Consider the following 24,669-nt stretch of genomic DNA (forward strand, 5'->3'; position numbering starts at 1 on the left):
GGGAGAAGAGGGAGCACGCCTCGCCCTTCAGCGCTAACCCAACCCATCACCAAGGCTTACGCGCGCAAATCGCAAACCGGTCCTGCACCATGCGCTCCAGCCCGCGCAGGAACGGCATCTTGCGCGCCTGCGCCCAATGGATGTCGGCGAGTTTGCGGTCGATGACGATATCCGTAAAACCGGCTTGGCGCAGAAGATCGACGACTGCTTCGGCCGGCATCTGGCTGGAGAAATGCACGCGTGAGCGGATCTTCTGGTGCCGCGCCATCATCTCCGGCGACATGTGGCTCGCCGGCAGTTTGCCGGTCACCTTCGTCCAGAGCTTCTGCAGGCCCTTGACCCAGGTTTCCTTACCCATATTGCCGTCGAGGATCAGCACCTTGCCGCCCGGCTTCAATACCGAGAACCATTCCTTGAAGGCTGAAGCCGGGTCGACCAGCGTCCACACGAGATGGCGGTTGGTGATGACGTCGTAGCTGTCCTTGGGCTCCATGGTGTTTTCGGCGTCGCCGGCGACGAAGCGGATATCGGTGCCGCGCTTCTTCGCCTTGGCGCGCGCCTGCGCCAGCATCGCATCCGACCAGTCGAGCCCGGTGACTTTGAAGCCGACATCGTTCATCAGATGCGAGATCACGGCGGTGCCGCAGGCAAGATCGAGCGCTGCCCGTCCCTGCCCCGCGCCAAGATGCTTTCGGATCAGCCGCTGCCAACCCTTCCGCTCGCCTTCAGAAAAGATTTCATGGCCGACGCTCTGGTCGAAGGTTGCCGCCCTCTCCGACCAGAAATCGCGGATTTCGTCGCGGATGGAGTAATTTGTATTCATCGAATTCATCTTGAGAGCCCCGGCATCGGATCCGTTTGGAAATGCTCTAAATAACTTGATTCACAAAGTCATATTTCTTATGCCTGCGGACATTATTCAGACGTCAGGAGAATTTCCAGATGAATTTCGTGAAAATGCTCGCAGTTTCCGCAGCTGCGATTGCCGGCTTGATGCCGCTTTCGGCCTGGGCGCAGTCCTTTACCATCAAGGATGTGGCAGGCCGCGAAGTCAGCTTCGACAAGCCGGTCGAGCATGTGATCCTTGGGGAAGGACGCATGCTCTACGCCGTCGCGCCGATCGAAAAGGAAGATCCCTTCGCCAAGATCGTCGGCTGGCGCAACGATCTCTGGACCACCGACAAGGACGGTTTCAATGCCTATCTCGAGAAGTTCCCCAAGGGCAAGGACCTGCCCTTCCTCGGCAACCTGACGGACGGCACGCTGCAGACCGAGACGGTCGTCAAGCTGCATCCCGATGTGCTGCTGCTGCCGATCGGCAACAAGACGGCGGCCGACGAGGTGAAGCTCGAGGAGATGCTCAGCGGCATCGGCGTGAAGATCGTCTATATCGATTTCCGCGAGCACATTCTCGCCAACACCGAGCCGAGCCTGAAGATCCTCGGCCACATCTTCGGCCATGAGGACCGCGCCGAAGCCGTCGCCAGCTTCTGGAAAGAGCAGATGGCCCGCGTCACCGACAGACTGAAGGCGGCCAATCCGCCAAAGCCGAATGTGTTCATGTACCGCGCCGCCGGCCTCGTGGAATGCTGCGGCACCTTCGGTCCCGATAATTTCGGCCTGATGGTCGATTGGGCTGGCGGCCACAATCTCGGCTCCGATTTCCTGCCGGGCTATACCGGCTCGATCAATGCCGAGCAGGTTGTCGCCTCCAATCCAGATGTCATCGTCGTCACCGGCTCCAACTGGAGCCAGACCAAGAATGCCAAGGATTATGTGAATGTCGGCCCGAATGCCGTCGCCACCTTTGACGACAGCCGCAAGTCGCTGAACACGCTGATGGAAAACCCAGCTTTCACCGGCTCCAGGGCGGTTGCCGGCGGCAATGTCCATGCGATCTGGCACCAGTTCTATACCAGCCCCTATCAGTTCGTCGCCGTTCAGCAGCTGGCCAAGTGGTTTCATCCCAACCTCTTTGCCGATCTCGATCCGGATGCCACCTTCAAGGAATTCCACGAAAAATTTCTGCCGGTCGCCTACCAGCCGGGTTACTGGGTCGACGCCAAGGCGGGTCGGTAATCCGAAATGGCAGAGATCGCCGCACTATCGATCGAAGCCGAAGCTGGGAGGGAGCGCTACCGCGCCCTCGCCCGGCGCAAGCTGCTGATCCTCGCCACCATGACGACAGCACTCTGCCTGTCGTTGCCGTCGATCTCGCCTGGGGCCCGGCCCGCTACACCCTAAGTGAGGTCGTGGCCGCCCTCCTCGACCCCTCCTCCGTTTCGGATCAGGTCCGGGCCGTCGTCTGGGACATCCGCATGCCGGTTGCGGTGATGGCGATCGTCGTCGGCGCCTCGCTCTCCGTCGCCGGCGCACAGATGCAGACGATCCTCGCCAATCCGCTCGCCAGCCCCTTCACGCTTGGCATTTCGGCGGCGGCAAGCTTTGGCGCGGCTCTGGCGATCGTCACCAGCGTTCCGCTTCTGCCGGTGGCCGCCGGTCTGCTCCTGCCGGTCAATGCCTTCATCATGGCGCTGATCGCCACGCTCTTCATCCATTTCGTCTCGCAGGCCCGCGGCGTCTCGGTGCAGACGGTGGTGCTGCTGGGCATTGCCCTCGTTTTCACCTTCAATGCGGCCCTCGCCTTCCTGCAATATCTCGCCTCCGAACAGGCGCTGTCGGCCGTCGTCTTCTGGACGATGGGCAGCCTGACCAAGGCCACGTGGCCGAAGATCTGGGTGACGCTCGCCGTTCTGTTGATCGCCCTGCCGCTCTTTGCTCGCAACGCCTGGGCGCTGACGGCGATCCGGCTTGGCGAGGACAAGGCCGCAAGCTTCGGCGTCAATGTCCGCCGCATCCGGCTGCAGACCATGCTGGTGGTCTCGCTGCTTGCCGCAGTCCCCGTCAGCTTCGTCGGCACCATCGGTTTCGTCGGCCTGGTCGGGCCGCATATATCACGCATGATTCTTGGCGAGGATCAGCGCTTTTTTCTGCCGGGCTCGATTCTGTCGGGCGCGCTATTGATGTCGCTGACCTCGATCGTCTCGAAGTCGATCATCCCCGGCGTCATCTTTCCGATCGGCATCATCACCGCACTGGTCGGCGTGCCCTTCTTCTTCTCGCTCATCCTCTCGAACAGGAGCCGGTCATGGTAGCGCTTCAGTTGCAATCGGTCGGCGCCTATCACGGCCGCAAACTCTTCGTCGAAGACGTGACGACGCCGGTGATGAAATCGGGCGAGGTCGTCGCGGTGATCGGCCCGAATGCCGCCGGCAAGTCGACGCTCTTCAAGCGCATCACCGGTCTGCTCAAAGGGCCGGGCCATGTCGTCGTCGAAGGCTCGAAAACGAAAAACGCCATCAGCTACATGCCGCAGGATACCTCGGCCAACGCGGTGCTGACGGTCTATGAATCCATCCTGCTCGCCCGCAAGCAGGGCCAGTCCTGGGCCGTCAGCGACAGCGACTTGCGCTTCATCGACAAGATCATGAAGGCGCTTGATATGTCAGCCATTGCCTTCCGCGATCTCGGCGCGCTTTCCGGTGGCCAGCGCCAGCTCGTCTCGATCGCCCAGGCGCTGGTGCGCGAACCCGAGATCATGCTGATGGACGAACCCACAAGCGCGCTCGACCTCCACCGCCAGGTCGAGGTCCTCGACTTCATGCGCCGCCAGGCCCGCACCAAGGGCATGATCGTGCTGATCGCCATCCACGACCTCAATCAGGCCCTGCGCTTCGCCGACAAGGTCCTCGTCATCGCCAACGGCCGCATGCACGCCTGCGGCACCCCCCGCGACGTCGTCACCGCCGAGATGCTGCGCAAGATCTACCGGGTCGAGGCCCGGGTGGAAAAATGCTCGCTGGATCACGATCATGTGATTGTGGATGGGACGGCGCATTGAGCCTGGTAACCGTCTGCCTTATCAGCTGATCAATCGCTGTGCGGTAAACTTGTCCGTAACAAGCATGTCGATGACCCCCACGCGGAGCGCGCCTGCAATCGCGTCGGTCTTTTTGGACCCGCCGGCAAGAGCAATGACCCGGTCCACTCGTTCGAGATCCTCAAGTGGAAGCCCTATGACCCGGTCGTCCAGAGGTGTCTTGACCGGCTTGCCGTTCTTATCGAAGAAGCGAAGAGAAATATCGCCGACAGCTCCCGCTTCCGCGAGATCGGAAAGTTCGCGAGACGAAAAGATGTTGCCGGACCGTGCGAGAAGTTCGGACGGTTCGACTGCTCCGATTCCGACTATCGCAAGCGTTATGCTGCCGAACAGGTCAATCGTCTCGCGGACGAACGGGTCGGCCTGCATCAGAAGCTTTGCCTCTCTGGACGAGGTAACGCCCTGCACGGGAAGCAGTTTCGGCTCGGCGCCGGTCAGCCGTGCAAGCCGCGTGGTAAGCTGCGTCGCATGCGTCTGCACTGAAGGATCCCCCATGCCTCCAAGGGTCTGGACGACGTATTTCGCCTGAGCGCTCTTCTGAGGATGAATGTTCTCGACCATCTTGAAAATGGTCTGGCTCCAACTCGAAACGCCGATGATCTCCCCTGGCGCAAGGGTCACCTCCAAGAGATGAGCCGCTGCCTCGCCGATACGGGCCATGATCGCTCCGTCCCGATCTTCCGTGCACTCAACGACGATCGCCTCCGGCAGATCGTATTTCTCGCGAAGCGCGCCCTCGAGCTCGCTGTAGGTGCCGGCGGGAGGGATCACGCTGGTTCGCACGATATCTTCAGCCTCTGCACGCTTGAGCATCCGCGACACCGTCGCCTGCGACAGGCGAAGGTGCTGTGCGATCTCCGCCTGTCGCCGTCCCTCCATATGGTACATCTGGGCGACCCTTGAAATCAGGCGGAGTTCGTTAAGGCGAGTCATCGCTATTCCCAGAGTGAATTTTTATTCACCTTTAGCCTTTGTTTCGCGGACCGTCGAGCGGGCAAGCGCATCATTCCAGGTATCGAGAAGCACCGCGCGATCCACGGGTTGCGGCTCAATGATTTGAGTGTTTCGCGGCAACTCCGCGACGGTCTGGAGATTGCTCCACAAGCCGAGCGAAAGTCCCGCCAGGTAAGCAGCGCCCAAAGCTGACGCCTCGGGTGCTTCGCATTGGATCACCGGATGTTCGATGAGGTTCGAGACACACTGCATCAGAAAGCGGTTCTGGCTCGGTCCGCCATCCACATAGAGCGCGCCAAGCGCGCCGCCGCTCTGTGCCCGCATGGCCGCGATCACGTCATGCACCTGAAAAGCGATGGAGTCTGTGACCGACCGAGCCATTTGCGCACGTGTCGTATTGAAGTTGATCTGGGAGAACAGAGCACGGGCGTCGGACTTCCAATAGGGTGCGCCCAGTCCCACGAATGCCGGCACGAAGCCAGGTCCGCCCGGCTCAGCGCTCGCCGCAAGTTCGACAAGGGCCGCCACATCCGCCAAGCCGAGAATCTCCGCCATCCAGGGAAGACTGGCGGCGCAGACGAGAATATTGCCTTCGAAAGCGAAAGTCGGCTTTCCCTCGATACGCCATGCGACGGTGGTTGTGACGCCGTTGCGTGGGGGAATGAATCGCGGCAGCGTCGTCATGACCGAAGAGCCGGTTCCAAAGGTCACCTTTCCGTCGCCCGGCTTGAATGCTCCATGACCGAACAGGGCTGCGTGGCTGTCTCCGATCGCCGCCATGATCGGAGTGCCATCCGGCACCCCAGGCAATCCTTGCGTTCGGCCGAAATCGGCAGAACTGTCGAGCACCTTGGGTAAGAGCGCGATATCGACGCCGAAGATCTCGCCAAGTTCATCGCTCCATCTCTGCTCCTGGAGATCGAACAACTGGCTCCTGGCGGCATTGGAAGCATCGCAAACATGCCGACGCCCGCCGGTCAGGCAGTGGACGAGCCAACTGTCGACCGTTCCCAGCCGCACCGATCGCCCGGCCGGAATACGGTCGAGCAGCCATCGGAATTTCGAACCCGGAAACATAGGATCCAATGGCAGGCCTGTGAGCGCCTGCACACGGTCAAGGTGGCCTTCGGCAATGAGACGCTCGCAATCCTGTGCCGTACGACGGCACTGCCAGCTTACCACCGGTCCAAGCGCGTCTCCCCTTTTGGCGTCCCAGGCAGTGACAGATTCGCGCTGGTTGGAAATGGCCACCGCCTCGATAGCCACATCGGGACTGGCCTTCAGGCAGGCGTCGATCGCTTCGCGGACCGATGCGTAGAGCCTGCGTGGGTCTTGTTCGACCCAACCAGGCTTCGGATAGGAAATGCCGACAGCAGCCGAACCTCTGCCGACGATTTCTCCGTTTTCGGAAACCAGAACTGCCTTTGAATTGGTCGTACCCTGGTCGATTGCCAGAATTGCCCGCATTCTATCCTCCCCAGATCAGGTGGCGGCCAAGGCGACAAAAAGCGTCCCGGCTAGAGCAATTCCAGGAAAAGTGCCAAGCGGTTTTCCGTCCGGAATTGCATAAGAACAAAAGTCGCGCGATTTTACTTGCGCCTGATCAGCGACTGCGCGGCGTCGGCGATTGCCGACGGCGCCATTCCGAATTCGTCGAGCAGGAACTCTGCCGAACCGGTCGGGGCATACACGCCGGGAACTCCGAGACGTTTCATCGGGACCGGGGCATTGTCGACCACCACTTCGGCTACCGCGGAACCGAGCCCGCCAAAGATCGAATGCTCTTCGGCTGTGACGATCGCTCCGGTTTCCTTCGCCGCGGCGATGATGGCGTCCTCGTCGATCGGACGAACCGTTGCAAGATTGAGCACCCTGGCGTTGATGCCGCGTTCTGCGAGGATCTCGGCAGCCTTCAAGATGCGATGAGTCAAAGTGCCGTTCGCGATAAGGGTGGCGTCGGAACCCTGGCGAAGGAGGTTTGCCTTGCCAAGTTCGAACTTGTGACCCTCCGGAAGCAGATCCGGCACACCCACACGAGACAGACGCAGGAAACAGGGGCCGTTGTAGCCCGCGGCCCACTCAACCGCAGCAGCTGTTTCGATGCGGTCACAAGGGGCGATGACCGGAAGATTGGGCAGAACCCGCAGCCAGGCGAAGTCTTCGATCGAGTGATGGGTCGGGCCGAGTTCGCCATACGCCATTCCGGAAGAAATGCCGACCAGCTTGACGTTGGCATTCGAATACGAAATATCGGCCTTGATCTGCTCCAGCGACCGTCCCGTGAGAAACGGAGCGGCGGCGCACACGAACGGAAGGCGTCCGCCGTTGGCGAGGCCTGCTCCAACCCCCACCATGTTCTGCTCTGCGATGCCGACATTGACGAGGCGCTCTGCATACTTCGCCTTGAAGCCGCCGAGCTTGGAGGAACCCACGGAGTCGTTGCAGACGGCAACGATGGTTTCGTTTTCGGCTGCCAGCCGCTCAAGCGTAGCAGCGAATGCGTCGCGGCAATCGTAGAGCTTGGGTGGGTTTATTGGCGCGTTCATTACAGTGCCTCCGACAATTCTGCCAATGCAATTTCGTATTGTTCCTTGCTCGGTACCTTGTGGTGCCAGTCGACCCGGTCCTGCATGAACGATATTCCATGGCCCTTGTTGGTATGGGCGACGATGCAATGTGGTCTTGACCCACGGTGTTCGAGAGCCGGAACGATTTCGCTCATCTTGTTCCCGTTGATTTCGCTGACTTCCCAATCGAACGCTTCAAGCTTCGGACGAAGCGGGGCGAGATCATTGGTTTCGGCCAATGCAGCGCCCTGCTGAAACCTGTTGTGATCGATGATCAACGTCAAGTTATCGAGCTTGAACTGAGCTGCCGCCATGATCGCTTCCCAGTTTGAGCCCTCCTGCATCTCACCGTCGCCGGTGACGACATAGGTGCGATATTTCGCCCCTGAGAGCTTGGCGGCTATCGCCATTCCTACTGCGACCGGAAGACCGTGGCCGAGCGGCCCGGTATTCGTTTCGACGCCAGGAACCTTGTTGCAATTTGGATGCCCGTTCAGCCTCGAATGCGGCTGCAAGAAGGTGGAAATCTCATCCTCCGGGATAAAGCCGCGTTTCGCCAGCGTTACATACAGCGCGCATGCCGTATGCCCTTTTGAAAGAACGAACCTGTCGCGGTCGGGATGTTTGGGCTGATCCGGCCAGACTTTCAGCACGCGAAAATAGAGAGCCGTCAAAATGTCGATGACCGACATCTCCCCGCCAATATGGCCGGCGCCCGCTTCAAAGACCGCCTGGAGATCGCGCAATCGGATCTGGCGGGCGATGCGCTCAAGTTCTCTCGGATCCACAAATTCCTCCATGCATAAATATTCAATCATCAATATTTTTGCACAACAAGCCGATTAGTCAAGCCCCTTAAGACGTTCCTAAGAGCACACGCCCGAAGAAAGCTTATTGACAGCCGGATAGCAAGTTGTTAATGAATTTTCCAGCAGGCATGAATAATTATTCTACCCTGAGCAAATATCGGATACAAGCCTACGCATAGGGAGGAGCAATGGTGGCGCTCGATATCAATGAACACAGGCTTTCGTCCGGAGCCTGGCTGAGCAAGCTCAAGGGAGCTACCGGCCCACTCGTGGGACTGCTCGCGCTGTGCGTCTTTCTGAGCCTCAGCACAGACACGTTTCTTTCGGTTCGAAACGGCCTCAACATCCTCGACCAGATCACTGTTCTCGGCATCATGGCGGTGGGAATGACCTTCGTCATCCTGATCGGCGGCATCGATCTTTCCGTCGGCTCGGCACTTGCTCTCGCGATGATGGTCATGGGCTGGACCGCCAACGTCGCCGGTCTACCGTTGCCCGTCGGGATCGCCTTTGCGCTGCTCGCCTCGGCGGTATCAGGCCTGATCGTCGGACTTCTGGTGACGCAGTTCAGGGTTCCAGCCTTTATCGCTACTCTTGCGATGATGTCCGCGGCTCGCGGCGTTGCAAACATGATCACGGACGGCCAGCAAATCGTCGGCTTCCCCGACTGGTTCATGATGCTAGCGATCGATCGCCATTTCGGCATCATGACTGCCACGGTATTCCTCATGCTTGCGGTTGTTCTTGCCGCGTGGCTTTTCCTGCACTTCCGGTCCGAAGGTCGCATGCTCTATGCGGTGGGCGGAAACGCCGAAGTCGCACGCCTGGCCGGTATCAACGTTCCGCTCGTGACGATAGCCGTCTATGTCGTCAGTGCCGTCCTTGCGGGGCTCGCAGGCATCGTGCTCGCCGCGCGGCTGGATTCCGTCCAGCCGTCCAGTGGTCTGGGTTATGAACTGGACACCATCGCTGCAGTCGTCATCGGCGGGACGTCGCTCTCCGGCGGCGCGGGCGGCATCGGTGGAACGCTGATCGGCGTCCTTATCATCGGTGTGCTTCGCAACGGTCTCAACCTTCTCAACGTCTCGCCGTTCCTGCAGCAAGTGATCATCGGCATCGTCATCGTGCTCGCGGTCGGCGCGGAGACTATTCGTCGGCGTCGCGCCTGATGAACGGGGTCCGCCGCGTCGGCGGGCTCGGAATTCCGCTCCAAGAATTTGGGTCGGATCAATACCCCGAGGGGGAGGACATACCCGAGGGTTCCATCAAACAACGGAGGAAAATACAATGAAAATAGCGCGCACCATGCTCGCGTCTGCTGCACTGCTCGGCCTCATGCTCGGCCCCGTACACGCGGCGGAATTGAAGAAGCTCGGCCTGGCCGTTGCCAACCTTCAGGCAAACTTCTTCAACCAGATCAAGCAATCGGTCGAAGCCGAAGCCAAGAAGCGCGGCATCGAAGTCATCACGGTCGACGCGAAGGGCGACGGACCGACGCAGGTCAACCAGATCCAGGATCTTCTGACTCAGAAAATCGACGCGCTGATCTATATTCCGGCAGGTGCGGCGGCTGCGACCGTTCCGGTCAAGCTCGCCAAGAGCGCCGGCATCCCGGTCGTAAACGTCGACCGCAATGCCGAGGGAGCACCCGGCGATACATTCCTTGCAACGGATTCCGTCGCGTCTGCCAAGGCCGTGTGCGACTACATTCTGAAGGAAGCCGGCGGCAAGGGGAAGATGGTCATCATCCACGGCCAGAAGGGCACGACGCCGGAAGTCGATCGCTCGAAGGGCTGCGCTGAATCTCTCAAGGCATATCCGGACGTCAAGGTTGTCGCCGAACAGTTCTCCAACATCTGGAGCCAGGATGAAGGCTTCCAGATCATGCAGAATATGCTGCAGGCAAATCCTGACGTTTCCATCGTGTTCGCACAGGCCGACGGCCTCGCCCTTGGCGCCGCCCAGGCGATCAAGGTCGCCAATCCTTCCCAGAAGATCGTGGTTGGCGGCTTTGACGGTGACACCGCAGCTCTCGAAGCGCTAAGCAAGGGCGTCTTCAACGTAACTGCGACCCAGCAGACGCAGAAGATGGGCCGCGACGCGGTTGAAAACGCCGCCAAACTCGTTGCCGGGGAAAAGGTGCCGCCGGTCCAGCTCCTGGATGCCACGCTGACAACCAAGGAAAACGTCGCAGGCTTCATCGCCAACCATCCATAATGAAGTCGAGGTCTTGAGGAGGTGTGCCGTGACTGATCCAGTTCTTTCCCTGAGAGGCATATCCAAATGGTATGGGCCGCTCCAGGTTCTGAAGAATGTCAGCTTGGACGTCTATCCGGGCGAAGTGGTTGCACTTCTCGGTGAAAACGGAGCGGGCAAGTCAACGCTATCGGGCATCATCGCCGGGTCCCGCACGCCGTCCGAAGGATCAATGACATGGCTGGGGCAGCCTTATGCCCCGGCCACCCCAAGGGAAGCGATCGACAAGGGCATTGTCCTGATCCACCAGGAGCTGCAGCTTCTGCCGCAGCTGTCGATCGCGGAAAACGTCTTCATCGGACGCTGGCCGATGAAGAACGGCGTCGTCGACCGCGCTCAGATGGTTCGCCGGGCCCAGGACCAGCTCGCTCGCTTGAACCTTCACATCCCTGCAACGCGGACGGTCGCCGGCCTTTCCACCGCAAATCAGCAACTCATCGAGATTGCCAAGGCGCTGGCTCTCGACGCAAAGCTCCTGATCCTCGATGAGCCGACGGCCGCCCTTGGCGGCGCGGAGACGGAAGCTCTTTTCGAACAGGTTCGGAAGCTTCGCTCAGAAGGCGTCGGCATCGTCTATATTTCCCACCGCATGGAAGAGATCAAGCGAATAACCGACCGGATCGTCGTTCTTCGCGATGGCGAGCGCGTGCAAGAATTCTCAGACAGCGCGACCCCGGTGCGAACGATTGTCGAGAGCATGGTCGGGCGCCCGCTTGACCGCTTGTTCCCTACCCTTCCGGTTCCGACAAATCGCCCGGTACTCCAGGTGTCCGGGCTGAGCTCGCCGGACAACTCGTTCCGTGACGTTACCTTCGAGGTCCGGGCCGGGGAAATTCTGGGCATCGCCGGATTGGTCGGCGCCGGCCGCACCGAACTGGTGCGTGCGATTTCGGGAGCAGATCCAATCAGTGCTGGTTCGATCAAGCTGGAAGGCGAGGAACTCAGGCTGCGCGATCCAGCGGACGCGATCGCCAAGGGTATCGTGATGGTTCCGGAAGACCGCAAGGAGCAGGGCCTGATCGTCGGGCACCGGATCAGCGAGAACATTATCTATGCCAATCTTGACAAACTCGGCGGCGGTTGGATCACGCGGCGCGTCAAGCGCTCCTTTGCAGAAAAAGCAGTTGCCAAGTTCGGCGTAAAGGGCCGTGCTGAACAGTACGCCTCGGACCTGTCCGGCGGCAATCAGCAGAAGGTCGTGATCGCGAAGTGGCTCATGCGCGATCCCAAGGTCGTCGTGCTCGACGAACCGACGAGGGGCATCGACGTCGGCGCCCGAGCGGGCATCTACGACATCATCGTCAATCTTGCCAAACAGGGCGTCGCGGTCATCGTCGTGAGCTCGGACCTCGAAGAGGTTCTCGGAGTCTCCAATCGCATTCTCGTGCTTGCGCAAGGCAAACAGGCGGGGATTCTCAATCGTGACCAGGCTAATGACGTTTCGGTCATGGAGCTAGCGACCATCTAAACAGACAGAGAAAGGAAGAGCGGTGTCCGACATCACTCTGAACGCCCCGAAGCTTTTCGATCTCAGCGGCCAGGTTGCCATCGTTACCGGAGCCGGCAGCGGCATTGGTCAGCGCATTGCCATCGGCCTTGCGCAATGCGGCGCCGACGTGGCGCTGCTCGACCGCCGAACCGACGACGGACTGGTCAAGACGGCTGAACATATTCGCGCCGCCGGCCGCCGCTCAATCCAGATCGCGGCGGATGTCACGAGCAAGTCTTCCCTTGGAGAGGCCGTAGCAAGGACCGAAGCGGATCTCGGCGCGCTGACGCTTGCTGTGAACGCTGCAGGCATCGCTAACGCGAACCCGGCGGAAGAGATGGAGGAGGACCAATATCAGACGTTGATGGATATCAACCTCAAAGGCATCTTTCTTTCCTGCCAGGCCGAGGCCCGCGCCATGCTGAAGAATGGACGCGGCTCCATCGTCAACATCGCCTCCATGTCGGGTGTGATCGTAAACCGGGGGCTGAACCAAGCGCACTATAACGCCTCCAAGGCGGGCGTGATCCATATGTCGAAGTCTATGGCGATGGAATGGGTCGACCGCGGCATTCGCGTCAACACCATCTCCCCCGGATACACGGCAACGCCCATGAACACCCGCCCGGAGATGGTCCACCAGACCAAGCTCTTCGAAGAGCAGACGCCGATGCAGCGCATGGCAAAAGTCGACGAGATGGTCGGTCCGGCGGTGTTCCTGCTGTCGAATGCAGCAAGTTTCGTGACCGGCGTCGATCTTCTCGTCGACGGCGGTTTCTGCTGCTGGTGATGAGAAAGCTCATTGCCGCCGCTGGAAAGTGACCGGTCTCGCTTCCTCCCTGGCTGAGATCGAGGCGCTGAAGGGACTAACGGGTATGACGGCGTGCGATATCGTCGTCTGCCCGCCCTTCGCGCTGATCGAACGGAATGAGGGCTCGGGTCGTCATCGGCGCTCAAGACTGCCTGAATTCGCGACAAGCGGTTGAGATCCAATAATGATCGCACGGTAGGTCGCACCCAGATTTGCTGTTTATCGATGGACAAGGAAAGAGCATGAAACGCTTTGAGCAGAAGACCGTCGTCATTACCGGGGGTAGCCGCGGCATCGGCGCCGCCATCGCTAGACGATTTGCGCGCGAGGGCGCCAATCTCGTCGTCTCGGCCAACGAGGACCTGGTTCACGGCGTCGCCGAACAGATCCGGGCCGAAGGCGGCAAGGCGGTCTCCTTCATCGGCGACGTCACCGACAAGGCGAGCGTCACCGCCCTCTACGATGCCGCCGAGAGGGAATTCGGCTCGGTCGACGTCTCGATCCAGAATGCCGGCGTCATCACCATTGCCCGCGTCGAGGATCTGACCGAAAACGAGTGGGACAAGGTCATGGCCGTCAACACCAAGGGCGTCTTCCTCTGCGCCCAGGAGGCGATATCAAGAATGCGCAAGCACAAGCGCGGCGGCCGCATTATCAACACCGCCTCCGGCCAGGCCCGCGACGGCTTCATCTACACGCCGCATTATGCCGCCTCGAAAATGGGCGTCGTCGGCATCACCCAGAGCCTGGCCAAGGAAGTCGCGACCGAGAAGATCACCGTCAACGCCTTCTGCCCCGGCATTATCGAGACCGACATGTGGGCCTATAACGACCAGGCCTGGGGCAAGCTGCTCGGCAACTACGCCCCCGGCGAACTGATGAAGGAATGGGTCGAGGGCATCCCGATGAAACGGGCCGGCACCGGCGAGGATGTTGCTGGCCTGGTGACCTTCCTCGCCAGCGATGACGCCGCCTATATCATCGGCCAGACGATCAATGTCGACGGCGGCCTGATCATGTCCTGATGCAGGTCGGCTAGAAGTGCGCAGTGGTTTTGGGACAACGACATGCATGGAACAAGCGCGGAAGGCGACACGGTCGTCGCCTCCGGGTGAACAGTGTGTCCATCGGCGTTAGGGCAGCTTTGCATTTTTGCCCGGTCGAGTGACCTTGCCATCCGCCTGTTTTTGGTTCTATCTTCGAAATGTTCTCAGGGCGGGGTGTAATTCCCCACCGGCGGTATCAGGAGCAATCCTGGAGCCCGCGAGCGCTTCCGGCACTACAGCGCCGCGCGTCTTTCAGACGCGTAAAGGACGCTGTAGCACTTTGAATTGCCTGAAGGTCAGCAGATCCGGTGAGATGCCGGAGCCGACGGTATAGTCCGGATGGAAGAGGACAACACGGGCAGTCGCACTCCCTCCCGGAGTCGGCTGACGTTTGTTCGCCCAAGGGAAGAAGGCTCGCTCACGGATTGAGCCGAGCAGACCATGTCAGCCCGCTGACATAACCCTTGAAAGGCCAGACAGCATGACTATCGCAAGAATTGAAGATGCCATATCAGCCATTGCCCGTGGTGAGATGGTCGTCGTCGTCGACGACCAGGACAGGGAAAACGAGGGCGATATCGTGGTCGCCGCCGACGCCGCCATTCCTGAAACAATCGCCTTCATGATGACCCATGCCCGTGGTCTCATCTGCGTCGCCATGGAAGGCGAGCGCCTCGACGCGCTCGATATCCCGCTGATGGTGCCCAACAATACGGAATCGCACAAAACCGCCTTCACGGTCTCGGTCGATTATCTCAAGGGCACAACGACCGGCATCTCGGCAGCCGATCGCGCCGCGACTGTCCGCGCCCTGGTCGACGATCGCACAAAGCCCGCCGATTTCGCCCGCCCCGGCCATATCTTCCCGTTGCGCGCCAACGCACGCGGCGTCCTCGGCCGCCCCGGACACACCGAAGCCGCCGTCGATCTCGCCCGCCTCGCCGGAAAGACCCCGGCCGGCGTCATCTGCGAAGTCGCCAATGACGACGGAACCATGTCGCGCCTCCCCGACCTCACGCTCTTCGCCAAACGTCATAACCTCCTCCTCGTCACCATCGAGGATCTGGTTGCCTATCTCGAACGCCAGGCGGCAAAAGACATACGCGAAGTCGCCTGATCGTAGCCCTCAAGGCGGCACCAACAGCAGAGCGCCTCATTCGGAAGGGGCCTAATGGGCCTCGACGGATGGGACGCGTGCGCCGGGTTATTCTCCGCTGAGGCCATTGCCTTTCGCTTGCGCTCAAGGCGTTCGTCGCGACTGCTCCTCACCCCCCTCATCTGCCCTACGGGCATCTTCTCCCCACCGGGGAGAAGCGGGAGCAAGCCGAACGGCTGTCATTTCCACAACTGGGCTCCCAAGAATGCAAGACATTGCCACGACTCCCCTTCTCCCCAGCGGGGAGAAGATGCCGGCAGGCAGATGAGGGGGTGAGCGGCAAAGCCGCGAATGCGTTGAGCGCAAGCGAATGCAAATGAACGGCCCGATCGTCCGCCTTATGTCCGGCTGATCGAAACGCCGCCATCCGCCAGCATCGCCGTGCCGGTCACGAAGCTCGACATGTCGGAGGCCAGGAAGAGCGCTGCATTGGCGATCTCTTCGGGTTGCGCCATGCGTTTCAGCGCATGCAGTCCCTCCACGAAGGCGAGCAGTTCCGGCGTGGCGTCCGGCGCGTTGGTGATGCTCATCGGCGTGTCTGTGCCGCCGGGCAGCAGTGCGTTGACGCGGACGTTCTGCCTCCCGAGTTCGGCGGCGAGCACCTGCACGAGGCCGATAAGCCCCGCCTTGCCGGCGGCATAAGCGGCCATACCAGGCATGCCGGCGGTGTGGCCGACGAAAGTCGAGGTGAAGATCAGCGATCCCCCGCGCGCTCCCATCGCCGCCGCCTGGTGCTTGGCGCCGAGGAAGGCGGCGGTGAGGTTGGTCTCGATCGTCTCGCGCCATGCCTCCAGCGAAAGCCCTGTCACCGGCCCCATCTCGCCAATGACGCCGGCATTGTTGAAGGCGATATCGAGCCCGCCGAAGCGCGAGACCGCCGTCTCGACAAGCCTTGCCTGCAGCGCCTCGTCCCTGACATCGCCTGATATGGCGACGGCCTGCCCGCCTTCCGCCTCGATTTCGGCAATGACGGCATCAAGCGCATCCTGTCGCCGGCCGGTGACCACGAGCTTGGCGCCTTCCCGCGCAAAGAGTTTCGCCGCCGCGCGGCCGATGCCGGAGCTTGCGCCGGTGATGATGGCGATCTTGCCGTTCAGAAGTGTCATGTCGGTTTCTCCTGGGTTGTTGCGGCACCAGAGATCTCAAACATCAGGCGATGCAGCCACCCGTTTCCCGCGAAGGAAAAGAAAAACCGCTTACGACCGATGATGTCGGTCTGAGCGACAGCCGCCGCGGGTCAGGTTTGAACCTTGATCGCTGCGCTGGAAGTATCGGAATTCACCTTATCAAACGGTGATTTGTCGCGATCTCCACCGACGCGCCTGCGCCGACGTCAGCACCATTGTGCGCCGCACCATCGATTTATGCTGTGTGTGGCATTCATCCGATTCCCTCCATGCATCTTCGCGACTAAAAGGAGCGCACAGGTAACGGGAATCTCTTCATGCCGCGGTCACGCAATACTGAGGGCGCCATCTATATGAGCATGGCGATGGCCGGCTTTTCCGCAAGCGACGCTCTGTCCAAATCGGTGATCGCCTATATGAATGCCGGCGAAATCATGTTCCTGCGCGGCCTCTTCACCAGCCTGCTCGTCTATCTGATCGCCTGGAAAATGGGCGCGCTGCGTTCCTGGCGCATCATGCTGCAGCCGATGATCATCTTCAGGATTATCTGCGAGACGCTCTCCGCCGTCACCTATATCACCGCGCTCGGCATGATGCCGATCGCCAATGCCTCGGCGATCCTGCAGTCGCTGCCGCTGGTCGTCACCTTCGGGGCGGCGCTCTTCTTCGGCGAGCCGGTCGGCTGGCGGCGCTGGTCGGCGATCCTCGTCGGCCTTGTCGGCGTGATGATCATCATCCGCCCCGGCCCTGATGGATTCACCGCCGCCGCCCTCCTCTGCGTCGGCGCTGTGCTGACGACGGCTGGCCGCGATCTCGCCACCCGGAGCATCAGTCCGGAGATTCCCTCGCTGATGATAACCGTCATCACCGCCATATCAGCCTCCTTCTTCGGCGCGCTCCTCATCCCGGTGCTCGGCGGCTGGCAGCCGGTCAGCGCTAACGCCCTTGGGCATCTCGTGCTCGCATCGGTGCTGGTGCTCGTCGGCTACCAGTCGGTCATCGTCGCCATGCGCACCGGCGAAATCTCCTTCGTCGCGCCGTTCCGCTATACCAGCCTGATCTTCTCCTCTCTGCTCGGCTTCGTCTTCTTCGCCGAAGTGCCTGATAGCTGGACGCTCGTCGGGGCTGCGATCGTCATCGCCTCCGGCCTCTATACGTTCTATCGTGAGGCCAAGCGCCGTGTGTCGCCGATCGCGCAGGAATCCGCGCCGCGCGCGCCCGTCTGAAGCAAGATGATGGCTGAGGAAGGATGATGGCTGAATTCTCGTTGGATAAATCTCATATAGCGGGCGTTGTGCTGGCCGGCGGTCGTTCGCAGCGCATGGGCCGCGACAAGGCGGGCGTGATGCTCGGGGCCGAGAGCCTGCTCCGCCATGTGCTGACCCGCCTCTCGCAGCAGGCTTTGCTCGTTGCCGTCAATGCCGATGCCGCCGCCGAGGACCTGCCTGTCGTTCCCGACTATATTCGCGGCAAGGCCGGACCGATGGCCGGCATCCATGCGGCCATGGTCTATGCCGCCAGCCTGCCCTCGATCACCCATGTCGTCACCGTCTCGGTGGATTGCCCGTTCTTCCCGGCCGATCTCGTCGCCCGGCTGGCGGCAGCGGTCGAGCACTCGTCGCAGATCGCCATCGCCGCCTCCGAGGGCCGCAGCCATCCCGTCTTCGGGCTCTGGCCAGTGACGCTGGCCGCCGATCTCGAAGCCTGGATCGCCACTGACGAGAAGCGCCGCGTGCGCGACTTCCTGTTACGGCATGACGTTACGGAAGTGGCGTTTCCGCTGCATCCGACCCGTGCCAGCCTGCTCGATCCCTTCTTCAACATCAACACGCCTGACGATCTCGTCGAGGCGGAACGCTGGCTGGAGGCCCTTCGCGCATGACCGCACCGAAAATCTTCGGCATCGCCGGCTGGAAGAACTCGGGCAAGACGGGTCTCGCCGTCCGGCTGGTGACGGAGTTCACCCGCCGCGGCTACAAGATCTCGACGATCAAGCACGCCCATCATGATTTCGACATCGACAAGGTCGGGGCCGACAGCTACCGCCACCGCCAGGCCGGCGCCCACGAGGTCACCATCGTCTCCGGCACCCGCTACGCCATCATGCACGAGCTGCGCGGCGCGCCTGAACCTCAGTTCGAGGAAATCCTCGCCCGCCTCGACCCCTGCGACCTCGTGCTGATCGAAGGCTACAAGCGTGAGCCGATCCCGAAGATCGAGGCCCGCCGCCTGGAGGCCGCAAATCGTGAACCGCTGGCGCCGAGCGATCCCCATATCTGCGCCATCGCCGCCGACCATGCCGTAACCGATACGGCCCTGCCGGTCTTCGATCTAGACGACACAGGCGCCATCGCCGATTTCATCACTGACATCGTTGGCCTTGGACAGGCGAGGCTTTGAACCACCTGCGTCGCCGCCGCCGGATCTAGGAAGCGGAGCCGTTTCGCGTGCCATCGCCTTGGCGATTTCCTTGGCGAGCTGAGCCTGATTATAGGGCTTTGCCAATCTCGGTAGATCGATATCGGTGCCAGAGGGAAGATCGGCGTAACCTGTCGCCAGCACGATCGGCAACGCCGGATAAATGTCCCGCGCGGCCTGGGCAAGCTGCGCGCCGGTCATACCAGGCATCGAATAGTCAGAGATGACAAGGTCGAAATGCTGACCGCTGCTGATCAGGTCCAGTGCCTGCGAGCCGGAATTTGCGTCGACGACCTCGTGGCCGAGATCTTCAAGCATGTCGACCGAACTCATGGCGATCAAGGCGTCGTCATCGACCAAGAGGATCTTCAGTCTGGATGCGGCTTGCTCAACAGTCACCTCCGACTCGGCCAGCACCTCTGTTCGCCAGGCCGTCGCCGGAAGCCACAATTCCGCAGTCGTTCCCACCCCAAGCTCGCTTGTCAGACGAAGTGCGCCATTGAGCTGAACGGCAAGTCCATGGATCATCGATAAGCCCAGGCCCGTGCCCTTTCCGAGTTCCTTGGTCGAGAAGAACGGATCGACGGCCTTCTTCAGGGTCTCCGCGTCCATGCCGGTGCCGCAGTCGGCCACCGCCAAAACAAGATAGGGGCCCTCGCCGAGATCACCCTTATCGCCGGCAACATTTTCCTCGCGCAGCGAGATGGACAGCGTCCCTCCGTCCGGCATCGCATCGCGGGCATTGACCGCCAGGTTGAGCAGCGCCAATTCGAGCTGGTTCGCATCGACCAGTGCCGGCGGCAGGCTTGTCGGCACATTGATTTCGATGCTGATCGAGGATCCAACCGAGCGCCGCAGCAGGTCTTTCATGCCGGAGACCAGCTCGGTCAGATCGACGGGCTTGACCTGCAGATCCTGCTGTCTGGCAAAAGCCAGCAGCCGTTGCGTCAACGCCGCCCCGCGCCGCGCCCCCTGAAGCGCCCCATCGACCAGACGCGTCGCCTTGGCATCTCCGGCAACATGCTTGCCGAGCAGCTCCAGATTTCCAAGAACGACCATTAGCAGATTGTTGAAATCGTGGGCAACGCCGCCGGTCAACTGGCCGATCGCCTCCATCTTTTGCGATTGGCGAAGCTGCTCCTCGGCCCTTTCACGCTGGGCGACTTCCTCGAGCAGCGTTTGGTGAGCGGCGTTAACTTCTTTGGTCCGTTCCCGCACACGCTCTTCGAGGTTTTCATTGAGCCGTCTTAGATTTTCCTCGATGGTCTTGCGGGCGGTAGTATCGGAGCAGACGCCGACGAGTTTCCTGGCGGAACCATATCTGTCGGAATAGAGCTGCGCATGGACCTCGGTCCAATGCAGCGATCCATCCGGCCAGATCGTCCTGTGCTCGATCGAATAGTCACGTCCAGTATCAATCGTCCGGCGCAGGCGTTCCAGCACAAGATCCCGGTCGTCGGGGTGGATGCTTGCGATGAGGTCGTCGCGTGTGACGTCCTCATCCGGACTGCGGCCGAAAACCGCTTTGCAGGTGGCCGAGGCTGATAAGGCCATCGAGGATAGCTCCAGCTCCCACGCCCCAAGACGACCGGCTGCAAGCGCCGTCTGCAGCCGTCGCTCGCCCTCGGCCAAAGCCTCGAGCTGAGCTCGAGCCTCATATTGGCGCAGGCGCCCTTTTAATGCGGTCCGCGCAATACTGATGAAGGAGGTCGCATGGAACGGCCTTTCCAGGAAGGTGACATTGCCGAGAACCTCGGAAAGCCTCGCAGCGGCCGGATTTCGTTCAGGCCCGCCGCCGCGCGTGGTAAGCACGATGAATGGCAGATCCGACCAGCTTGGCTGGGCGGACACCCAGGCGGCAATCGGCTTCAAATCGCTCCAGCGAACGGCCTCTTCGGTCAGCACGCCAAGTGCGATGTCATCTTTCAGTGAAGAGGCAAAGACATTCAGGTCGGCAGCCGCAATCGATGATAGGCCGGCTTCTTCGATTAGCGATACCGCCACCTGGGCATCGCGTCCGGCGGGAGCATAGATCAATGCTTTCGGCTTTACGGAGTTAGGAATTGCCGCGACCCCCGCCATCAGTCGATAGGAGTGGCTCTGCGCCGGTAACAAATTCGGGAACGCCGCGAAGCACACCTTGGAACCCGACCAGAGGATCCCCGAACGTCAGCCCGGAACTGTTGATACGATACTCTCGGATTGTATCCTCATGCAGCCCAGTTCTCTTCTTGATCACCGAGACCGCTCGCCGCACCTTCCCCGCAGCCTCGAAGTAGCGCAGCAGTATGACTGTGTCCGCAAGATAGGTCACGTCGACAGGCGCCTTCATGTCGCCGACAAGCCCATGCTGTGCAACGGTAAGGAAGGTATTGGCGCCTTGCCTGTTCAAATATTGAAGCAACTCATGCATGTGAAGGATCAGCGAATTTTCATCCGGCATGGATGCTTGATAGCCGTTGATGCTATCGATGATGACGGTCTTGGCATTCGACTCGTCCACGCACTCGCGCACGCGATGCGCGAATTCACCTGGTGACAGTTCAGCGGCGTCGAGCTGTTCAATGTGAATTAGGCCGCTGCTCCTGAGCGTCTCGAGATCGATTCCGAGCGCCTTGAGCCGCGTAAAAAGCAGGCCAAGCTCTTCGTCGAAGATGAAGGCCGCCGCTCTCTCGCCACGCGCAACAGCCGCGACCAAGAATTGGAATGAGAAAGTACTCTTACCGGTACCGGATGGACCGAGGATAAGCGTACTGGAACCTCTCTCCAACCCACCGCCTAATAGGAGGTCCAGTTCCGGAATATTTGAGGATAACTCGTCGCGGACATAACTCGAGCGATGTTCGGCGGCGACGAGACGTGGAAAGACAACGACGCCGCCAGTTTGAATGGTGAAATCGTGGAAACCGCCGCGGAAAGCTTGCCCACGGTATTTCGTGATCCTGAGGCGGCGGCGCTCAGCGCCATAGCTCGGCGCCATCTCCTCAAGATGGATGACTCCGTGAACGACGCTATGCACAGTTTTATCAAGCACGTCGGACGTCAGATCATCGAGCAAAAGGACTGTCGCCCCCTGCCGGGCAAAGTAGTGTTTGAGCGCAAGGATCTGGCGGCGGTAGCGCAGCGAGCTTTGAGCTAGAAGCCTTATCTCCGACAGGCTGTCGAGAACCACGCGACTTGGCTTAATCCGCTCGAAAGCGGCAAAGATCTCCTTTGTCGTCTCTCCGAGTTCTAGGTCTGATGAATAAAGCAGGCTCTGCTGCTGGTCGGCATCCAGCAGGCTTTCCGGAGGCACGACCTCGAAGACCTCGATATTGCCGTCGATCACCATGCCGTGCGATGCGGCACCGGCGCGGAGTTCACTCTCGGTTTCGGAAAGGGTGACGTAGAGCCCCTGCTCGCCAAGCCGCGCACCCTCGATCAGGAACTGCAGCGCAATCGTTGTCTTGCCCGCCCCTGGATTTCCCTCCAGGAGAAACACGTGCCCTGGCGAAAGGCCCCCTGCCAGAATTGTGTCCAAACCGGACACTCCAGTCCGGGCTTTCATGGCAGGTATCGCAGTATTCATTCATTGTTTCCTTCGGTTTATACCGGGAATTAGTGGCGACCGACGGAATGTCAAATAGTCAAGCTCGTATGATCCCGACGTGCTGATCCGGGGCTGGGATCGGCGATCTAACCCCGATATCGAAGCGCATCGACGACGAGGGCGAATGCCGGCGACGTATGTCTGCGGCTCGGATAGTAGAGATGATAGCCGGAAAACGGTGGGCACCAATCTTCGAGGACTCGCACCAGCCGCCCGTCGGCAAGATGTGCCTCGACCAAGTCCTCCGGCATGTAGGCGAGCCCCATGCCTGCCAGTACTGCGTTCAGCCGCAGCGCTATATTGTTGAAAACCAATTGCCCTTCGACGCGAACCCTAAGTTCGCGCTCGTCCTTCTCGAACTCCCAGGCATAAACGCTGCCATAGGTCGGCAGACGCAGATTGATGCAATTGTGATCCGTGAGGTCCTGCGGCGTCATCGGCTTTGGCCTGGTGTCGAAATAGGCCGGAGCGCCGACCACGGCCATGCGCATGTCGGGGCCGACACGCACCGCGATCATGTCTTTCGCCACCTGTTCTCCAAGCCGCACCCCCGCATCGTAACGCTCGGCGACGATGTCAGTCAGACCGTAGTCGACGATGATCTCGACATTGAGATCGGGATAATCGGGCAAGAGCGTTTCCAAGGCGGGCCAGAGGACAGCATCCGCCGCATGCTCGCCGGCATTGATGCGAATCGTGCCTGCCGGTTTCTCCCGCAACGCGCTCAAGGCAGCCAGCTCGCTCTCGATCTCGTCGAGCCGCGGCCCGATGGAGAGGAGCAGGCGTTCGCCGGCCTCCGTCGGCGCGACGCTGCGCGTCGTGCGTGTCAGCAATCGCAGTCCAAGCCGCTCCTCGAGCCCGCGGATGGTGTGGCTGAGTGCCGATTGCGACACACCCAGCTTGCCCGCCGCTTTGGTGAAGCTTTGAGCGCGCGCGACGGCGAGGAAGGCGATGAGGTCATTGACGACGGGGCGCGGCATTTATGAAACTTTCTCATGGGTTCTTGCCGTTTATACCATCTAATCTCGACCAGGCGCACGCGCTAAATACCTTGCTACTCGAGTGGACATGTCCGCCCCGACATCGAAAGGACGACAAAGATGGATATCAAGCGAAGCGGTTCGCAGCCTTCAGCCAAGGGACCAGCCGATTGGTTTACCGGCGGCGTGCGTGTCGACCCGCTGTTTGCGGTGACCAGCCCGGCACGCGCGGCTGGCGCCAGCGTCACCTTCGAGCCCGGAGCCCGCACCGCCTGGCACGCCCATCCGCTCGGCCAGACACTGATCGTCACATCGGGCTTCGGTCGCGTGCAGCGCGAAGGCGGCCCTGTCGAGGAGATCCGCGCCGGCGACGTCGTCTCGTTCGCACCGGGTGAACGCCATTGGCATGGCGCATCGCCGACGACGGGAATGACCCATATCGCCATCCAGGAACAGCTCGACGGCAAGGTCGTCGACTGGATGGAGCATGTCACCGACACGCAATACGAAGGTTAGAAAAGGAAACGTCTATGCAGAAGCGTGAACTCGGAAAGAGCGGACTTCAAGTCTCGGCCATCGGTCTCGGCTGCATGGGGCTGAGTTATGGTTATGGCCCGGCGACGGATATTCAGGAAGCGACAGCACTGATCCGGCGAGCGTTCGAACGCGGCGTGACCTTCTTCGACACGGCCGAGGCCTATGGCCCCTATAAGAACGAAGAGCTTCTGGGAGAGGCGCTCTCCCCCTTCCGTGAGGAGGTGGTGATCGCCACGAAATTCGGTTTCAACTTCGATGCCAATGGCGGCCAAAGCGGCATGAACAGCCGGCCGGAACAGATCCGCGCGGTGGCCGACCAGGCGCTGAAGCGTTTGAAGACCGATGTCATCGATCTCTTCTACCAGCATCGCGTCGACCCCGATGTTCCGATCGAGGATGTCGCCGGCGCGGTCAAGGCACTGATCGCGGAAGGCAAAGTCAAGCATTTCGGCCTCTCGGAAGCAGGCGCCCGGACGATCCGCCGCGCCCATACCGTCCAGCCGGTGGCGGCGTTACAGAGCGAATATTCACCGTGGTGGCGCGAGCCCGAGCAGGAGATCCTGCCGACACTCGAAGAACTTGGCATCGGTTTCGTGCCCTTCAGCCCACTTGGCAAGGGCTTCCTCACGGGCGCGATCAGCGAGACCACCACCTTCGACAGCAAAGACTTCCGCAACATCGTGCCGCGCTTTTCCCAGGAGGCGCGAAAGGCCAACCAGGTGCTCGTCGATCTCCTCGCGGAGATTGCCGCGCGCAAGAAGGCCACCTCCGCCCAGGTCGCTCTCGCATGGCTGCTGGCGCAGAAGCCCTGGATCGTACCGATCCCCGGCACCACCAAACTGCATCGCCTCGAGGAGAATATCCAGGCGGCCGAGGTGGAACTGACGGCCGAGGATCTCCGTAGCATCCAAAGCGCACTCGCCACGATCAAGGTGGAGGGCGATCGTTATCCCGCGCATCTGCAGGCAAGGGTCGACCGCTGAAAGCGGC

Annotated in this window: 22 protein-coding genes, 1 pseudogene and 1 riboswitch; of the genes and pseudogenes, 14 read left to right on the top strand and 9 right to left on the bottom strand. The window is 60.8% G+C overall.

Annotated elements, in window-relative coordinates:
• Positions 1–46: 46 nt before the first annotated feature.
• The gene (locus tag N2A41_RS11420) at positions 47–832 is read right to left on the bottom strand and encodes a class I SAM-dependent methyltransferase (RefSeq protein WP_222385196.1); all 786 of its coding nucleotides are present in this window, start codon (positions 830–832) and stop codon (positions 47–49) included.
• Positions 833–942: 110 nt separating this feature from the next.
• Here N2A41_RS11420 and N2A41_RS11425 point away from each other — a divergent pair, with 110 nt between their 5' ends.
• The 3 genes and pseudogenes from N2A41_RS11425 to N2A41_RS11435 all read left to right on the top strand — a co-directional run bounded on the left by N2A41_RS11425 (position 943) and on the right by N2A41_RS11435 (position 3,901).
• A complete protein-coding gene (locus N2A41_RS11425) occupies positions 943–2,079 on the top strand; it encodes an ABC transporter substrate-binding protein (RefSeq protein ID WP_260110964.1) in 1,137 nt (378 codons plus the stop codon).
• 6 nt (positions 2,080–2,085) lie between these two features.
• A pseudogene (locus N2A41_RS11430) lies at positions 2,086–3,155 on the top strand (FecCD family ABC transporter permease).
• Positions 3,149–3,901: an ABC transporter ATP-binding protein gene (locus N2A41_RS11435; protein WP_260110965.1), complete on the top strand. Its 753-nt coding sequence runs from the start codon at positions 3,149–3,151 to the stop codon at positions 3,899–3,901. Before N2A41_RS11430 ends, N2A41_RS11435 begins: the two are co-directional and overlap by 7 nt.
• Positions 3,902–3,922: 21 nt before the next feature.
• On the opposite strand, the gene N2A41_RS11440 is transcribed toward N2A41_RS11435, so the two are convergent.
• From N2A41_RS11440 to N2A41_RS11455, 4 genes are all read right to left on the bottom strand, one after another.
• Complete coding sequence (locus tag N2A41_RS11440) at positions 3,923–4,873, bottom strand: sugar-binding transcriptional regulator (RefSeq protein WP_017964577.1); 951 nt, start codon at positions 4,871–4,873, stop codon at positions 3,923–3,925.
• Between the two features lie 21 nt (positions 4,874–4,894).
• Positions 4,895–6,361 (bottom strand): FGGY family carbohydrate kinase, encoded by a 1,467-nt coding sequence (locus N2A41_RS11445; RefSeq protein ID WP_260110966.1) that lies wholly within the window; start codon positions 6,359–6,361, stop codon positions 4,895–4,897.
• 122 nt (positions 6,362–6,483) lie between these two features.
• Complete coding sequence (locus N2A41_RS11450) at positions 6,484–7,440, bottom strand: transketolase family protein (protein ID WP_260110967.1); 957 nt, start codon at positions 7,438–7,440, stop codon at positions 6,484–6,486.
• Positions 7,440–8,249 carry a transketolase gene (locus tag N2A41_RS11455; RefSeq protein ID WP_260110968.1) on the bottom strand — a complete coding sequence of 270 codons (810 nt, stop codon included), beginning with the start codon at positions 8,247–8,249 and terminating at the stop codon, positions 7,440–7,442. Before N2A41_RS11455 ends, N2A41_RS11450 begins: the two co-directional genes overlap by 1 nt.
• Before the next feature lie 209 nt (positions 8,250–8,458).
• Here N2A41_RS11455 and N2A41_RS11460 point away from each other — a divergent pair, with 209 nt between their 5' ends.
• The 6 genes from N2A41_RS11460 to ribB all read left to right on the top strand — a co-directional run bounded on the left by N2A41_RS11460 (position 8,459) and on the right by ribB (position 14,989).
• A complete protein-coding gene (locus N2A41_RS11460; RefSeq protein ID WP_260110969.1) occupies positions 8,459–9,439 on the top strand; it encodes an ABC transporter permease in 981 nt (326 codons plus the stop codon).
• Positions 9,440–9,557: 118 nt separating this feature from the next.
• On the top strand, positions 9,558–10,487 hold the full coding sequence (locus tag N2A41_RS11465) for a sugar ABC transporter substrate-binding protein (RefSeq protein WP_003540275.1): 930 nt from the start codon (positions 9,558–9,560) through the stop codon (positions 10,485–10,487).
• Between the two features lie 28 nt (positions 10,488–10,515).
• Positions 10,516–11,994 (top strand): sugar ABC transporter ATP-binding protein, encoded by a 1,479-nt coding sequence (locus N2A41_RS11470; protein WP_260110970.1) that lies wholly within the window; start codon positions 10,516–10,518, stop codon positions 11,992–11,994.
• Between the two features lie 22 nt (positions 11,995–12,016).
• Positions 12,017–12,805 carry an SDR family oxidoreductase gene (locus N2A41_RS11475; protein ID WP_170255729.1) on the top strand — a complete coding sequence of 263 codons (789 nt, stop codon included), beginning with the start codon at positions 12,017–12,019 and terminating at the stop codon, positions 12,803–12,805.
• 263 nt (positions 12,806–13,068) lie between these two features.
• Complete coding sequence (locus N2A41_RS11480) at positions 13,069–13,851, top strand: glucose 1-dehydrogenase (RefSeq protein WP_260110971.1); 783 nt, start codon at positions 13,069–13,071, stop codon at positions 13,849–13,851.
• A gap of 177 nt (positions 13,852–14,028) precedes the next feature.
• A riboswitch (FMN riboswitch) is annotated at positions 14,029–14,227 on the top strand.
• Positions 14,228–14,353: 126 nt separating this feature from the next.
• A complete protein-coding gene (ribB, locus tag N2A41_RS11485; protein ID WP_260110972.1) occupies positions 14,354–14,989 on the top strand; it encodes a 3,4-dihydroxy-2-butanone-4-phosphate synthase in 636 nt (211 codons plus the stop codon).
• A gap of 377 nt (positions 14,990–15,366) precedes the next feature.
• On the opposite strand, the gene N2A41_RS11490 is transcribed toward ribB, so the two are convergent.
• Positions 15,367–16,134 carry an SDR family oxidoreductase gene (locus tag N2A41_RS11490; RefSeq protein WP_260110973.1) on the bottom strand — a complete coding sequence of 256 codons (768 nt, stop codon included), beginning with the start codon at positions 16,132–16,134 and terminating at the stop codon, positions 15,367–15,369.
• 338 nt (positions 16,135–16,472) lie between these two features.
• Here N2A41_RS11490 and N2A41_RS11495 point away from each other — a divergent pair, with 338 nt between their 5' ends.
• From N2A41_RS11495 to mobB, 3 genes are read left to right on the top strand one after another with little or no spacing between them, the layout of a single operon-like run.
• The gene (locus tag N2A41_RS11495) at positions 16,473–17,381 is read left to right on the top strand and encodes a DMT family transporter (RefSeq protein ID WP_260110974.1); all 909 of its coding nucleotides are present in this window, start codon (positions 16,473–16,475) and stop codon (positions 17,379–17,381) included.
• Between the two features lie 26 nt (positions 17,382–17,407).
• Entirely contained in the window at positions 17,408–18,037 is a 630-nt protein-coding gene (gene mobA, locus N2A41_RS11500; protein WP_170255724.1) for a molybdenum cofactor guanylyltransferase MobA, read from the top strand.
• Positions 18,034–18,555, top strand: coding sequence for a molybdopterin-guanine dinucleotide biosynthesis protein B (mobB, locus tag N2A41_RS11505; RefSeq protein ID WP_260110975.1), 522 nt, complete (start codon positions 18,034–18,036; stop codon positions 18,553–18,555). The genes mobA and mobB overlap by 4 nt, the downstream gene beginning before the upstream one ends.
• Here the strand turns inward: mobB and N2A41_RS11510 are convergent.
• The 3 genes from N2A41_RS11510 to N2A41_RS11520 form a co-directional block, all read right to left on the bottom strand.
• Entirely contained in the window at positions 18,487–20,655 is a 2,169-nt protein-coding gene (locus N2A41_RS11510; RefSeq protein WP_260111043.1) for a hybrid sensor histidine kinase/response regulator, read from the bottom strand. The genes mobB and N2A41_RS11510 overlap by 69 nt on opposite strands.
• The gene (locus tag N2A41_RS11515) at positions 20,630–22,141 is read right to left on the bottom strand and encodes an ATPase domain-containing protein (protein WP_017964592.1); all 1,512 of its coding nucleotides are present in this window, start codon (positions 22,139–22,141) and stop codon (positions 20,630–20,632) included. The genes N2A41_RS11510 and N2A41_RS11515 overlap by 26 nt, the downstream gene beginning before the upstream one ends.
• 107 nt (positions 22,142–22,248) lie before the next feature.
• Positions 22,249–23,142: a LysR family transcriptional regulator gene (locus N2A41_RS11520; RefSeq protein ID WP_260110976.1), complete on the bottom strand. Its 894-nt coding sequence runs from the start codon at positions 23,140–23,142 to the stop codon at positions 22,249–22,251.
• Between the two features lie 120 nt (positions 23,143–23,262).
• Between N2A41_RS11520 and N2A41_RS11525 the strand changes: the two genes are divergently transcribed.
• Both N2A41_RS11525 and N2A41_RS11530 read left to right on the top strand, forming a co-directional pair.
• On the top strand, positions 23,263–23,658 hold the full coding sequence (locus N2A41_RS11525) for a (R)-mandelonitrile lyase (protein WP_260110977.1): 396 nt from the start codon (positions 23,263–23,265) through the stop codon (positions 23,656–23,658).
• A 14-nt stretch (positions 23,659–23,672) separates the two neighbouring features.
• A complete protein-coding gene (locus N2A41_RS11530; RefSeq protein ID WP_260110978.1) occupies positions 23,673–24,662 on the top strand; it encodes an aldo/keto reductase in 990 nt (329 codons plus the stop codon).
• The last annotated feature ends 7 nt before the right edge of the window (positions 24,663–24,669 follow it).

It is taken from the genome of Rhizobium sp. SRDI969, from assembly GCF_025152725.1.
Taxonomy (GTDB): domain Bacteria; phylum Pseudomonadota; class Alphaproteobacteria; order Rhizobiales; family Rhizobiaceae; genus Rhizobium; species Rhizobium leguminosarum_I.